Origin of the sequence: Rugosimonospora acidiphila, assembly GCF_039543385.1 — a bacterium.
Lineage (GTDB): Bacteria > Actinomycetota > Actinomycetes > Mycobacteriales > Micromonosporaceae > Rugosimonospora > Rugosimonospora acidiphila.
This window is the reverse complement of record NZ_BAABJQ010000004.1, coordinates 39,954-53,972: the sequence shown is the minus strand read 5'-3', so window position 1 is coordinate 53,972 and position 14,019 is coordinate 39,954. Positions and strand designations below refer to the sequence as shown.

Annotated in this window: 10 protein-coding genes; 8 read left to right on the top strand and 2 right to left on the bottom strand. The window is 72.9% G+C overall.

Annotated elements, in window-relative coordinates; genetic code table 11:
- Window positions 1-2: 2 nt before the first annotated feature.
- On the top strand, window positions 3-707 hold the full coding sequence (locus ABEA87_RS07915) for a permease prefix domain 1-containing protein (protein WP_345627472.1): 705 nt from the start codon (window positions 3-5) through the stop codon (window positions 705-707).
- Here ABEA87_RS07915 and ABEA87_RS07910 read toward each other — a convergent pair.
- A complete protein-coding gene (locus tag ABEA87_RS07910) occupies window positions 682-1,014 on the bottom strand; it encodes a PadR family transcriptional regulator (protein ID WP_345627470.1) in 333 nt (110 codons plus the stop codon). The genes ABEA87_RS07915 and ABEA87_RS07910 overlap by 26 nt on opposite strands.
- Before the next feature lie 261 nt (window positions 1,015-1,275).
- Between ABEA87_RS07910 and ABEA87_RS07905 the strand changes: the two genes are divergently transcribed.
- From ABEA87_RS07905 to ABEA87_RS07890, 4 genes are all read left to right on the top strand, one after another.
- Window positions 1,276-2,679 carry a nitric oxide synthase oxygenase gene (locus ABEA87_RS07905; RefSeq protein ID WP_345627469.1) on the top strand — a complete coding sequence of 468 codons (1,404 nt, stop codon included), beginning with the start codon at window positions 1,276-1,278 and terminating at the stop codon, window positions 2,677-2,679.
- A gap of 639 nt (window positions 2,680-3,318) precedes the next feature.
- Window positions 3,319-4,209 carry a glycosyltransferase family 2 protein gene (locus ABEA87_RS07900; RefSeq protein WP_345627467.1) on the top strand — a complete coding sequence of 297 codons (891 nt, stop codon included), beginning with the start codon at window positions 3,319-3,321 and terminating at the stop codon, window positions 4,207-4,209.
- 5 nt (window positions 4,210-4,214) lie between these two features.
- Window positions 4,215-5,198, top strand: coding sequence for a glycosyltransferase family 2 protein (locus ABEA87_RS07895; RefSeq protein WP_345627466.1), 984 nt, complete (start codon window positions 4,215-4,217; stop codon window positions 5,196-5,198).
- Window positions 5,195-6,589: a glycosyltransferase family 2 protein gene (locus ABEA87_RS07890; protein ID WP_345627464.1), complete on the top strand. Its 1,395-nt coding sequence runs from the start codon at window positions 5,195-5,197 to the stop codon at window positions 6,587-6,589. Before ABEA87_RS07895 ends, ABEA87_RS07890 begins: the two co-directional genes overlap by 4 nt.
- A 1,078-nt stretch (window positions 6,590-7,667) precedes the next feature.
- Here ABEA87_RS07890 and ABEA87_RS07885 read toward each other — a convergent pair.
- Window positions 7,668-7,871 carry a hypothetical protein gene (locus ABEA87_RS07885; protein WP_345627463.1) on the bottom strand — a complete coding sequence of 68 codons (204 nt, stop codon included), beginning with the start codon at window positions 7,869-7,871 and terminating at the stop codon, window positions 7,668-7,670.
- A 745-nt stretch (window positions 7,872-8,616) separates the two neighbouring features.
- Between ABEA87_RS07885 and ABEA87_RS07880 the strand changes: the two genes are divergently transcribed.
- The 3 genes from ABEA87_RS07880 to ABEA87_RS07870 are packed head-to-tail and all read left to right on the top strand — an operon-like array spanning window position 8,617 to window position 14,014.
- On the top strand, window positions 8,617-10,578 hold the full coding sequence (locus ABEA87_RS07880; protein WP_345627461.1) for a hypothetical protein: 1,962 nt from the start codon (window positions 8,617-8,619) through the stop codon (window positions 10,576-10,578).
- Window positions 10,575-11,564 carry a DUF1616 domain-containing protein gene (locus ABEA87_RS07875; RefSeq protein ID WP_345627459.1) on the top strand — a complete coding sequence of 330 codons (990 nt, stop codon included), beginning with the start codon at window positions 10,575-10,577 and terminating at the stop codon, window positions 11,562-11,564. The genes ABEA87_RS07880 and ABEA87_RS07875 overlap by 4 nt, the downstream gene beginning before the upstream one ends.
- Window positions 11,561-14,014, top strand: a complete 2,454-nt coding sequence (locus ABEA87_RS07870; protein WP_345627458.1) for a hypothetical protein — start codon at window positions 11,561-11,563, stop codon at window positions 14,012-14,014. Before ABEA87_RS07875 ends, ABEA87_RS07870 begins: the two co-directional genes overlap by 4 nt.
- The last annotated feature ends 5 nt before the right edge of the window (window positions 14,015-14,019 follow it).

The following is a 14,019-nucleotide window of genomic DNA, read 5'->3' as shown; positions in this document are numbered from 1 at the left end:
TGGTGTCCGCTGTTGACATCGAGGGCTACGCGGCCGGCCTGGCCGCGGCACTGCGCGGTCCGCGCCGGGTCCGCGATGACCTGGTGGCCGAGGCGCGCGACAGCCTGATCGACGCGGCCGAGGCATACGAGGACGCGGGGCTGAGTCCGGCGGACGCCCAGCGCCGGGCGGTCGCCGAGTTCGGCTCGTACCAGGAGATCGTCCCCGACTACCAGGCGGAGCTGGCGGTGGCGCAGGGCCGGCGCACCGCCATGCTGATCGCGCTGGCGCTGCCCACGCTGTACCTGCTCGCCCCCCTGATGTGGCGGCACGGCCCGTGGCCGGGTGGGCACCCCATGTCCGCCGGGTACCTGAGGCTCGCCTCCAGCTTCGACTACCTCTCCCTGGCCGGCGGGCTGCTGGCCGCGGTCGTGCTGCTCGGCTTCGGCTGGGGCAGCCGGTACGTGCGGGACGGCGTGCGGCTGACCCACGCGGTCGGGTACGGGGCCCTGACCTTCCTGCTGGTGCACGGCATCGCCGGCGGCGTGGTCTATCTGTGGAGCGTGGCGCAGTGGCCGGCGGCGGTGCGGTGGCCGCTGCTGGGCGCCGGGGCGGCCATGTGGGTGGCGTTCGACTACGCGGCGGTGTGCGCGTGGCGGTGCCTGGCCACGAGCCGGGCCCAGCGTGCGGCCCAGCGACGGATCAGCCGGCGGCCGGTCGGGGCGTGAGCACGGCGCCGATCGTGCTGGCGAACTCGTGCCAGGCGGTGCGCTCGGCGGTCAGCGTGCGGCGGCCGGCGGCGGTCAGCTGATAGGTGCGCCGTTCCCGGCCACCGACCGTGCTCCACGCGCTCTCGACCAGCCCGGCGCGCTCGAGGCGGCGCAGGGCGGGGTAGACGGTGCCGGTGGGCAGGTTGAGCACGCCTCCGCTGCGCTCCTGCAGCGCCTCGATGATCGCGTACCCGTGCCGGGGCTCACTGTCGAGCACGGCGAGTAGGAGCGCGTCGAGGTGCCCGCGGAGAGCATCGGCCTTCATGTGTAGCGAGTCTACGGGTTAGTCGGCGCTGCCCGCCAGCGGGCACCCCCCGGGACGTGGGCGAGCCGTCCCCCGGGCGCCCCACGGGGCGATGGCTTACCGGATGTTGGGACGGCAGTCCGGAGTATCGAGGCACCGGCGCTGACGGCCGCCGGCGCAGACGGACGGCCTGTGCGACCGTCAGCGACACGCCCTGGAATCCATTTGTGACGCCATGCGACCTTCTGGTGGCAATCGGCATCAATGCAGGATGGAGGAATCATGGCCGGCATACCGGGCTACCGCGACACCCCGATCCAGCCGTGGGACGACACCGCCTCGGTCAGCTGGGACGAGGCTGAGCAGTTCATCCGGCTGTTCCACCGGGAGAATCGGGACGTCGGCCCGGTGGAGCGGCGGCTGGCCCGGGTACGCGCCGAGATCGAGGACACCGGCACCTACGCGCACACCCGCCGGGAGCTGACCTTCGGCGCGCAGGCCGCCTGGCGCAACGCGAGCCGGTGCGTCGGCCGCCTGTACTGGCGCAGCCTGGTCGTGCGGGACCGGCGCGGGTCCGGTACGGCCGAGCAGATCTTCGACGACCTGGTCGATCACCTGCGGCTGGCCGGCGGTGGCCCGGCGTCCGAGCTACACGCCGAGGACGCCACGCGCCGGGCGGGCCGGATCCGCCCGGTGATCTCGATCTTCGCCCCCGCCCGGCCGGGCCGACCGTACCCCCGGGTGTGGAACGAGCAGCTGATCCGCTACGCCGGGTACCGGCTGCCCGACGGCCGGGTGGTCGGCGACCCGCGGTACGTCGACTTCACCGAGACGGTGACCCGGCTGGGGTGGCAGGGCAAGCGGGGCGAGTTCGACGTGCTGCCGCTGGCCATCGAGGCGCCGGGGGACGGGGTGCGCCTGTTCGAACTGCCCGAGGACACGGTGCTCGAGGTGTCGCTGCGCCACCCGGAGCAGCGGTGGTTCGCCGAACTGGGGCTGCGCTGGCACGCGGTACCGGTGATCTCCAACATGCGGCTGACGATCGGCGGGGTGCACTACCCGCTCGCGCCGTTCAACGGCTGGTACCTGGGTACCGAGATCGGTGCGCGCAATCTCGCCGACCCGGACCGGTACGACCTGCTGCCGGCGATCGCGGCCCGGCTGGGGCTGGACACCACCAGCGAGGCGACGCTGTGGCGCGACCGCGCGTTGGTGGAGCTCAACCGCGCGGTGCTGTGGTCCTTCCAGGCGGCGGGGGTACGCATCTCGGACCACCACACCGAGGCGCGCCGCTTCCTCGCGCACGTGGAGCGGGAGCGGCGGGCCGGCCGCCGCACGCCGGCGGACTGGAGCTGGATAGTGCCGCCGATGTCGGGCGCGGCTACCCCGGTGTTCCACCGGTACTACCACGAGGCCGACCAGCGGCCGAACTTCTACCTCGACGCGGTGGCCGCCGAGTTGGCCCGGTACGGCCGGATCGCCGCGCCGGCGGTGGCGGATCCGCGAGTGGTGCCCAAGCCGCGCCAGTCGGTCGGCGGGTGCCCGCTCGCGTCCGCGCCGGAGCCGGCCCGGCTCGAGCCGCGGCGGCCGGCCGAGCCCCGGCGGAGCGTGCCGGCCGCGCCCGAGCCGCGGGTGCCGGAGCCGCGTCAGCCGCTGGGGCGCGAGGTCCTCAGCTCCTTGCGTTGAATTCGGCCGGATTGGCGACGTACCGCCGCGGCGGTACGTCGCCACCAGGGCATCCGCCGGTACCGGTCGCAGTGGCCAGCGGGGCACGTGACGCACTCCGATCCCGATCGGTAGTGCGTGTGCTCGTCACGCGAGTGACCACACAGACAGAGCAAGGTTCAGCCGTTCCAGAGGTGCATGTACAAATCGTTGCTCACATTTTACCAACTGTAGTTTTTCCTGCTAGCGCACTGTAAAAAAAGGTATTGATTGCTGACCGTGGATGGGTGGCGGACAGCGCGTTTCGCCGTGCCCGGCACCGCCGACCGGGGCCCCCGCCCCGCACCGCATTGGCATGTCGGATTGCCGACCTGGGCCACTGTCGATCGTCTGCTTCGCCAACACTCGTATCCGACTTGTCGTGACTCTTATCTGATCAGAGGGAGGCGCCGAGCCTCGCCTATCGTGGGTACGGTTCGGAGCCGTTATTCTGGCGCGGCGTCGCCTGCTCACCGGGGGACGTTGGACCGGTGAGTGTTACGGCATTTGGAGATTCAGGTTGATCGTTCCCGCAACCATCTGTAATGCATGTGAGCCGCAAAGCGCTATCCAATGAGCGAGAGAGTCGAGGCGGATGGGCCGAGCGTGGGGAGGCGGCAGATGGGGCAGCCAGCGGGCTCGGGTGAGACATCCCACACTCAACAACCGAGGCTGCGGGTCAGCGTCATCGTTCCGGCGCTCAATGAGGAACGCAATCTTCCCTATGTGTTGAGCCGCATGCCGGCCGACATCGCCGAGGTGATTCTGGTCGACGGCGGTTCGGTCGACGGTACGGTCGCCAAGGCGCGCGAGGTGATGCCGTCAGTGATCGTGGTGCAGCAGACGCGTACCGGCAAGGGCAACGCGCTGGCCTGCGGCTTCGCCGTCAGCACCAGCGACATCGTGGTGATGATCGATGCCGATGGATCGACCGATCCCGCCGAGATCCCGCGCTTCGTCGACGCGCTGCTCGCCGGCTCCGACTACGCGAAGGGCTCACGGTTCCGGCCGGGCGGCGGCAGCCACGACATCACGCGCTTCCGCAAGCTGGGCAACTACTTCCTCAACGCGACCGTCAACCTCTTGTTCCGCACACACTTCACCGACCTGTGCTACGGGTACAACGCGTTCTGGCGCGAGGCACTGAAGGTGATGGACCTGCCCGACGTCGAGCTGCCCAGGCCGGCCAACGGCGACCGGTTGTGGGGCGACGGGTTCGAGATCGAAACCCTCATCAACGTCCGGGTCGCCAGCCATGGCCTGCGGATCGCGGAGGTCGCCAGCGTCGAGGCGGCGCGCCTGCACGGGGTGAGCAACCTCAACGCGTTCGGTGACGGCCGCCGGGTGCTGCGCACCATCTTCGCCGAGTACCGTCGCCACCGTGAGCTGCTCAAGCGGGAGCGGCGCATCATGTCGGTCGACTCCGACACCGTCGAGTTGCCGGCGCCGGCACGGCCGGCCGAGGTGCCGCCCGAGCCGGCATCCGGCCAGGTCACCGCCGAGAGGAAGTGATAGCCGTGGCGGACGCTGGAGTCAGCGTGGTCATTCCGTGCCATACCGAGAAGCGCAAGGAGCAGCTGGCTCGGGCCGTCGCCTCGGCGCAGGCGCAGCGACCGGCCCCGGCACAGGTCGTGGTGAGCGTTGACCACAACGACGCGCTACTGGACTACGCGGCCTCGACGTTGACCGGCGTGACGGTGGTGGCCAACGAATTCGACCGCGGCGTCTCGGGTAACCGCAACACCGGGGTCGCGCACACCAGCACCCCGATCATCGCCCTGCTCGACGACGACGCGTACGCGCACCCGGGGTGGCTGGCCGGCCTGTCTGAACCGTTCGAGGATCCGCGGGTCGTCGGCTCGGGTGGGGCGATCGTGCCGGTGTGGGAGAGCCCGCGGCCGTCGTGGTTTCCCGACGAGTTCCTGTGGGCCGTCGGCGGTTCGTACACCGGGATGCCCACAGTCACCGCGCAGGTGCGCAACGTGTGGTCGGCCAGCATGGCGGTGCGCAGGGACGCCTTTGACGCGGTCGCTGGCTTCCGGGTCGGCTTCGGCAAGGTCGGCGACCGGGCCCGGCCGGAGGACACCGACCTGTGCCTGCGGATGAGTAAGGCGACCGGCGGCCGGTGGATGTACGTGCCGGAGGCGCGCATCGACCACCCGGTGCCCACCGCGCGGACCACCGTCCGATTCTTCCTGGGCCGCTGCTTCAACGAGGGCCGCGGCAAGGTTGAGATGGGCCGGCTCAACGACGGGCGGGAGAGCCTGGACTCCGAGCGGGACTACCTGCGCCGCACGCTGCCCCGGGCGATCGGCCGGGGAGTAAGCGGCGCGCTGCGCGGCCAGGGCGTCGCCAACGCCGGACGCGCCGCCGCGGTGCTCGCCGGAATGTGCGCCGCCGCGGCCGGTGGCGCGATGGAGACGGTACGGCCGAACCGCGCGGGTACGCCCGTTCCCTCCGGCCAGCCCTCGACCGGCACAGCGGTGAGGGAGCCGGCGTGAGCCTCGCATCCGTGGTGGAGCCGACCGGTGCCGGGGCGCGGGTACCGGCGGTCGTGCGTGACCTGGAGCTGTCCGAGGCGCTGCCGGCGATTCCGGCCACCGACCCGGCCGGCCGCCGCGCCGATCGGATCTGGCTGCTGGTACGGCTGTTCACCGAGCCGCTGGGCTTCGCCGTCCTCGACGTACCGGATGGGGGGCTGGCACCCGAACAGCTCGCGGGTGCCGTGCTGGCCCGGTTCGGTCCGGCCATCGCCGAGCGGGTCGCCGCCGCCGGTGGGATCGCCGACGGGCAGCTCCCGGTTGGCGGGATCACCGTGCCGGGGCCGGTGCCGTTCCTGGCCCGGCGCGAGGAGGTGCTGCGCGACGCGCCGCCGATCACGGTGGTCGTGTGCACCCGTGAACGTCCGGAACAGCTCGCGGCGTGCCTGGACAGCCTGCTCGACCAGGCGTACCCGCGGCTGCGCGTACTGGTCGTGGACAACGCGCCGGCGACGGACGCGACGGCCCGGGTGGCCCGGGCGGCCGCCGAACGCGGGCCGGTGGACTACCTGGTCGAGCCCGTACCCGGTCTGTCCCGCGCCCGGAACCGGGCGGTGGCCTCGGCACCCGGCGAGATCCTCGCCTGGATCGACGACGACGAGCGGGCTGACCGGTACTGGCTCGCCGAGGTGGCCCGCGCGCTCGCCGACCACCCAGACGCCTCGGTGGTGTCCGGGGTCATCGTGCCGGCCGAGCTGGAGACCCAGGCGCAGCTGCTGTTCGAACAGTTCGGCGGGCACAGCAAGGGTCGCGGGTTCACTCCCGACGTGTTCGGTCCGGCGACCGCGCACCGGCAGAGCCCGCTGTACCCGCTGCCACCGTTCGGTACCGGAGCGAACATGACGTTCCGGCCCGGCGTCATCGAGCGCATCGGCGGCTTCGACCGCGCGCTGGGCGCCGGTACGCCGGCCATGGGCTCCGAGGACACGCTGGCCTTCACGCAGGTGCTGCGCAAGGGCGGGACGATCGTCTACCAGCCGAGCGCGATCTGCCGCCACTACCACCGGCGCGACCTGGACGGGCTCAGGCGGCAGATGCGCGGGTACGGCTGCGGGCTCACCGCGGCGTACACCAGTCTGGTGCTGCACAATCCGCTCGTGCTGTTTCCGCTGCTGCGCCTGATTCCCACCGCGCTGCGCGACCTGAACGGCGACGACAGCCTGCGCAACGCGGGCCTCGACGAGAACTTCCCGGCCGAGCTGATGTCGGCCAACCGGCGGGGGATGCTCGCCGGTCCGCTGGCGTACCTGCGAGGCTTGCTCGCACCGCGACGCGCGACTGGTCTCGGTCGTCGCGCGGCACCAGACGCGCCGAGCCAGACCAGTCGAACACAGACGATGCGGCGCACATGAACGAGAACGACGACGGCTCGACCGCCCCGAACGGCTCCCGATCGGGACGGGATGATCCTGCGGCCGACCGTGCGGCGCGCCAGCGGCCACCGGCGCAGTCGGCCGAGGAGACCTCGGTCATCCCGCGGATCGCGGCCGCGACGCGGAAACCGGACGAGACGGCGGTGAACCCCCGGACGGACTCGAGCCTGCCGCAGCCGGCCGGGACTTCGCAGCCGGCGGGGAGTCAGCAGCCGGCCAGGACTTCGCAGCCGGCGGGGAGTCAGCAGCCGGCCGGGATTCCGCGGCCCCGGCCCGCCTCGGAGCAGCGCCCCAAGGCCTCCGCGCCGGTTACGCCACCGGCCCAGCGTGCGCAGCCGGCGCACGGCGCATCGCCGGCGCGGCCGGCCCAGGGCGCATCGCCGGCCCAGCCGGCGCAGGGCGCATCGTCGGCGCAGCCGGCCCAGGGGACGCAGCGGGTCCAGGGCACGCAGCCGGCGCAGCGTGCGCAGCCGGGCTCGGGCACGCAGCCGGTGCAGCGTGCGCAGCCGGCGTCGGCCGCGCAGCCGGCCCCGCCCGCGCCGCCGGTCCAGCGTGCGGCGCCGGCTCAGTCGGTACCGGCCCAGCCCGTGCGGCCGGAGGTGGCCCGGCCGGCGGCCTCCCGCGTGCCGCCCGCTCAGCCTTCGGCGCCAGTTCAGCCTTCGCCGTCCGCCCGGTCCGTGCCGCCCGCCCGGTCCGTGCCGCCCGCTCAGTCCTCGGCGCAGACCCGGCCGGGAACGCCCGCTCGGGGTGCGGCCCCCGCTCAGCCCCGCACGTCCGCTCAGCCCGGCGCGACTATTCAGCCCGGTGCGTCCGCTCAGCCTGGTGCGTCCGCTCAGCCCGGTGCGTCCGCTCAGCCTGGCGTACCCGCTCAGCGCACGGCGTCGGAAGCGGCTCGGCCGGCGTCCAGGTTGGTGACGCCGCCCGCACGCACGGTGGCGTCCAGGCCGGTGACTCCGCCGGCACCACCGGCGGCTTCGGCACCACCAGCCGCTCCGGCTCGGTCAGCGGCGCCGCATCCATCGGCTCCCACACCGCAGGCAACGACTCAGCCGCCGGCTCAATCGGTGCCTCCGGCCAAGGCCAGACCGGCCGGCTCCGCACCGGTGGTCCAGCCCACCCGGCCGGCCCAGTCCACGCAGCCCGCCCAGCCCGGGCAGCCCGCGCGGCCGGCCCAGTCGACGGCGCCGGCTCGAACGACGCAGCCGGGCCAGTCGACGCAGCCGGGCCAGCCGGGCCAGTCCACGCGGCCGGCCCAGTCCACGCAGCAGGCTCAGCCCAGGCAGCAGGCTCAGCCCACGCGGCAGGCCCAGCCCGGGCAGCCCACGCGGCAGGCCCAGCCCGGGCAGCCCGCGCGGCCGGCCCAGCCGGGCGTACCCGCGCAGCGCGCGGCGTCACAGCCGGCCCAGCCGGCGTCCAGGTTGGTGACGCCGCCCGCACGGACGGTAGCGTCCAGGCCGGTCGCGCCGCCGGCAATGCCGCCCTCGCAGGCGCCGTCGACAACGCCAGCCTCGCCGGCATCGCCGCGCACGCCTCCAGCGCCGCCGCGTACGCCTCCGGCGTCCCGGCCAGCCGCGGGGTCAGCGTCACCTCAGCGCGCCGCGCCCCAGTCGGCCGCGCCGCAATCAACCTCGCCCCAGTCGACCCCGTCTCCGTCGGCGGCGCGCGTACCCGGGTCGCCCGCGGCCCCGCCACCCCCGTCACGAGCGGCTCAGGCGTCCGCGCCCGTGGTGCCCAGGCAACGCACGGCACCGTCCGGCCCGCCGGCCGGTCCCGCGACTCCGCCCAGGCCGGCCGGCCCGGGAACGCCGGGAACGCCACGCACTCCCGGAACTCCACAGACTCCAAACACTCCACGGACTCCAAACACCGCACGGACGCCAAACACCGCACGGGCTCAGGGACCCCAGGCTGCTGCTTCTGGGGCGGGGCCTCGGGCCACACGGCCGGGAGACACCGGGGCCCGGCTGGTGGTACCCGCGCAGCGAAAGGGCGAGAGTGCCGCGCGGGTGCCGGCGGTCGCCCCGGATCAGACGGCCGTCCTGCCCCGGCTCGGCGTACCCGCGCCCGACACCACCGTCGTGCTGCCCCGCGTGGCCGAGGCTCCCGCGCCCGCCGGGTCGGCCGCGCCCGCGTCTCGCCTGCTGCCGTCCCTCGGCCGGGCACCGGAGATCCTCGCCCTGTGCGCGTTCGGCGTGCTCCTCGTGGCGCTGTCCTACCAGGGCGGTCGTACCGGGGCGGGCTGGGCGGGCGCGGCGTACTGGCTCGGGCAGTTCCTGGTCTTCACCCCGGTCGCCGTGCGGATGTTCTTCGGCCGCCTGGCCGGCGTCGTGGAGTCGTTCCTGCTCGTCATGGGTCTGGCGGTCGACCAGTACCTGCAGAAATGGCTCTACAGCCCGGATCAGTTCCGGTTCCCGGACGAGTTGCAGCACTGGGTGGGTACCAGCATCCTGCTGCAGGCCGGCCGGCTGTTCCAACCGAACGACGCGCTACCGGTGGCGGTGCACTTCCCTGGGCTGGAGGAGTTGACGGCGTCGCTGTCGTCGCTCACCGGACTGTCCATTACCAACGCCGGTCTGTTGGTCGCCGCCGTGGCCCACCTGACCTTCATCGGGCTGCTGTTCCTGGTGGTACGCAGCACCGGAGGCTCGCCCGAACTGGCCGGCGCGGTATGCGTGATCTACGCGACCGCGCTGCACTACCTCTTCTTCGACTCGATGTTCATCTACCAGACGGCGGCGCTGCCCTTCATGATGCTGGCGGTGTGGGCCAGCCGGAAATGGCAACCCCGGCAGCGGCGGACCGTGCCGTACGCGGTGCTGTGCGGAGTGGCGCTGGTCGGGGTCTCGATGTCGCACCATGTCACGGCGGCGGCCACGGTCGCCACCCTCGGCCTGATCGGCATCTGTGAGGTGATGATGACCCGGCCCCGGCGCTGGGGCACCCTGATCGTCGCGGGTGCCGGCGCGGTCGTGGTCATCGCGTGGTTCTCGCTGGTGGCCCGCGAGGTGTTCGGCTATTTGGGGCCGCCGATCCAGCAGATGGCCAGCGGGCTGACCGGGATACTGAGCGGGGCGAGTTCGAGCGGCGGATCGTCATCGCCGGGCAACCCGCTGTGGCAGCTCGCGGTGGAGGCGCTGGGCCTGCTGGCGCTGCTGGCCCTGCTGATCCGGGCCGCGCAGGTGAGCTGGCGGGCGACCGGCCGGTTCGACCCGTGGCGGGCGGCGGCGCTGATCGGCTCGCTGGTCTTCTTCGCCTCGACGGCCGTGCGCTTCGTCGGTGCTGAGGGGCCGGAACTCGCCGGCCGGGCGTCGACCTTCACGTACATCCCGATGTCGATGGTGGCGGCCGGGGTGCTCGTCGGCTGGCGACCCCGGGTGAGGCCGCCGTCCCGGCCGGCCGCGCTGAGCCGGGTGGTGCAGGGCTGGCTGAACCGGATAAGACCGATCTGGGTACCCCCGGTCATCCTCGGCCCGGTCATCGTGGTCCTGCTCATGGTTGGTGCCCGGGTGGGCGGGTGGCCGCCCTACTGGGAGGAGTTGCCCGGACCGTACCTGGTGTCGGGGTATGAGCGCTCGGTCGATGAGGAGGGGGTGAGCGCCGCGGTGTGGACGCACGACTGGCTCGGGCCGGATCACCGGGTGGCCGCCGACATCACCGGCGCTACCCTGGTGTCCACCTACGGCGAGCAGAATCCGGTCGGCGAGGCATCGAAGCTCTACTACGACGGCACGTGGAACCTTGATGACGAGCTGTTGCTCCAGTCATTGGGGGTCGACTATCTCTGGGACGACACCCGGATGTCCCAGCAGTTGCCCATCTCCGGGGCATACTTTCCGGTTGATCCGCAGGCCGGCAAGCGCACGACCCCGATCCCGGCCGGGAACCTGAACAAGTTCGACGAGGTCGCGGGCATCAACCGGGTGTACGACAACGGCGCCATCCGGATTTACGACATGAGGAACGCATGAGGCTGGCAGGTACGCGCTCGGCGGCGGTGGCCGCCGCGGCGCCGGCTGCCCTGGCGCTGCTGGCCTGGCTCGTCGCGTTGCAGCACGCGGTCGGACCGGCCCGGGTGGTGGCCGGACTGCTGCTGGTCTTCGTGCTCCCCGGCGTCGCGGGCAACCTGGCGCTGTTCCCCGACACGGGCACGGGTGCCGGCGCCGGCGCGGACTCGGCCCGGCCGTCCCGGCTGGAGCGCGTGGTGCTGGTACCGGCGCTGAGCCTGGCGGTGCCGGTGATCGGCGGCGTGCTGCTGGACGTCGTGGGCCTGCACCTGACGGCCGGTACCTGGGGCGGGCTCGGCGCGCTCACCACGGTCGTGCTGGCCGGCGTCGGATACCTGCGTGGGCGGCACGGCCTCGGAGCGCCCGCCGGGCAGCGTCCGGGCGACCTGTCGGCGGCGGCCACCCAGGTGATAACAGCCCAGGCGACCCGGATCCCACCGGGAACGACTCAGGCGGTCAGAACCCAGGCGATCAAGACCCAGGCGGTCAGCGCGCAGGCGTCCACCACCCAGGCGGTGACCACGCAGGCGGTGCGGCCGCCGGAGGGCCGGTGGTCGCGCCGGACCGCCCTGCGGCTCGCCCCGCTGGGGCTGGCGGTGGTGGTGCTCGCCGGCGCGGCCTACATCGGCCTGCACAGCGCCAACCTGCAGCGGCGGGAGGCGTTCACCGCGCTGTCGATGCTGCCCGACGACGATCCGAACTCGACGGACCAGGTGCGCCCGGTGACCCTCTCGGTGGACTGCCACGAGGTGGAGCAGACCCGGTACACGGTTCAGGTGCAGGAGGGCGACGCGGACGGACCGCGGTACCAGGTGTCCCTGGCGCCCGGCGAGGTGTGGAAGCAGGATCTGAACGTGCCGATCAGCGACCGGGTCACGGCCAACCTGTTCAAGGGTGACGGGACCACGCCGTACCGCACGGTCTTCGTGTCCGGGCTGCTACCGCAGTGACGTTCTACAACAGCGGCAACGCCCGCGACACCCCGCACGCGAACCCCGCCGACCGCCGGGAGGCGCTGCTCGAGGCGCTGCGCTGGATGACGGTCTACGAGAGCGCGACCGCCGCGACTCCACGTAACCGGCTGCAGCGGGTGGTCAAGCGCAACGGCGACCTGCTCAGCAACTCCGGCGCCCTGATGGCGACCAGCGTGATGACCTCGCTGCTCGGCTTCGTGTACTGGTGGGTCGCCGACCGGTCGTTCTCGCCGGACGCGGTCGGCGCCGCCTCGGCGGGAATCTCCGCGATGACCCTGGTCGGCACGCTGGGCATGTTCGGGATGGGCACGCTGCTCATCTCCGAGCTGCCCAAGGCCAAGAGGGGGCAGTGGAGCCTGATCTCCACCTGCGTCACGGTCGCGGCGGCGGCGTCGACGCTCGGCGGGCTCATCTACGTCGGGCTGGCGCTGTTCGTGATCCCCGGCCTGCGCGGCTCGCTCGGCTCCCCGCTGGGCATCCTGCTGCTGATCGTCGCGATGGGCCTCAACGGCGCGATGCTGGTGTTCGACGAGGGCCTGGTCGGGCTGCTGCTCGGGCATCTGCAGTTGCTGCGCAACGCGTACTTCGCGGTCGGCAAGCTGGTGGTCGTCGGCGTGGTCGCCCTCCTGCCGGTGGCGGTGACCGGCGGCGAGATCCTGGCCACGTGGGTGGCCGGAATCCTGCTGTCCCTGCCACTGCTCTGGCTGTCGCTGCGCTCCCGCGAGATCGGTTCGGTCCGGCCGCACCTGTCGGCCCTGCGGGGTCTGGGGCGCAACGCGCTCGACCACAACCTGCTCAACGTGGCGCTGTTCCTGCCGCGTACGTCGCTGCCGCTGGTGGTCACGGGGGTGATCTCCACCCGGGCCAACGCCGCGTTCTACACGGCGTGGATGGTCATGTCCTTCCTTTCCATGATCCCGGGCAGCATCGCCACCACGCTGTTCGCGGTCGCCAGGGGTGACCTGGCCGGGCTGCGGGCACGGGTACGCATCGGGCTGACGTTGGCGCTGGGCGTCGGCGTACCGGTGTCGACCGGCATCGCGGTGCTCGCCAAGCCCATCATGAGCGTGTTCGGGCACGAGTACGCCGCCTCGGCCTCCGGTGCGCTGTCGGTTCTCGCGCTGACCTACGTGGTGGGCGTCGTCCGGCAGTTCTACGTGGCCATCTCGCGGGTGAAGCAGCGGGCGCGCCAGGCGAGCATCTACGCGGTGGCGATCGGCATCATGGAGCTCGGTGCGGCCTGGGTCGGCGGCCACCACGGTGGGCTGTCCGGGCTGGTGGCCTGGCTCGCCGGGGCGTTCGTGGTCGAGGGCGTGTTCATGGCACCGACCGTGATCCGGGTCGCGCTGGTCCGGGTCGCCCCGACGCCCCCGGCGGACTCGACCTCCGCGGAGGAATCGGCCGGGGCAGCGGAGTCCGGGACGGGCGGCGAGCAGTCCAGCGACCCGCAGTCGGCCGCGGCGAAGGCGCTGACCACGCCAGTGGTGCCGGCCCGGCCGCGCAAGAAGTCGACGTCCGGCAAGAAGCGGGCGCCCGAGCTGCCGGGTGAGCAGACCGTGGTGTTCACCAACTCCAGGCCGGACGAGACGATGGTCATCCCGCGCGCCGCACCCGGGGACACGATGGTGCTGACCGGCTCCAAACCGGACGAGACCATGGTGCTCGGCGGGTCCAGGCCGGACGAGACCATGGTGATTTCCCGGTCCAAGGCCGACGATCCCGCGGCGACGCAGGTGGTGGCGCCGACTGCGGGCAGGCCTGGCGCCGCGCCGGGTGCGGGCCGTCCCGCGGCCACGCCGAGTGCGGGCAGGCCGAGTGCGGGCAGGCCGAGTGCGGGCGGGCCGAGTGCGGGCGGGCCGGCCTCGGCGCCGCGGGGGCCCGTCAAGATGGGTGAAGTCAATCCGTGGTTCACCGCGGACGCCCGGGAACTGTTCACGCCCGTGTCGGCCGACGAGACGGCGGTGATTCCCCGACCCCGGGTCGGTGAGCCGCCGGTGCCTTCCCAGCCCCGGCCCGACGAGACGGCGGTCATTCCCCGCCCCCGGCTGCCTGAGATGCCGGCGGCTTCTCAGCCGCGGCCGGACGACACGGCGGTGATCCCCCGACCCCGGGTCCCCGAGATGCCGGTGGCTTCCCAACTCCGGCCGGACGACACGGCGGTGATTCCCCAGCCGCGGCCGGACGACACGGCGGTGATCCCGCGGCCCCGCAGGAGCGGGTCCGGGCCGGGCGCGCACCCGCCGACGCCGTCCCGGGGGAGCGCGGCCGAGCGGCCAGCGCCCTCCCGTGCCGACGAGACGGCGGTGATACCCCGGATCCCGGCGGACGTGGTCTCGCAGCTGGCGACCGTGGCCATCGACGAGACGGTGGTCATCCCACGGCCACGTCCGGACGAATCCGCACAACCACCAGCTCGCGGCATATGATCCCG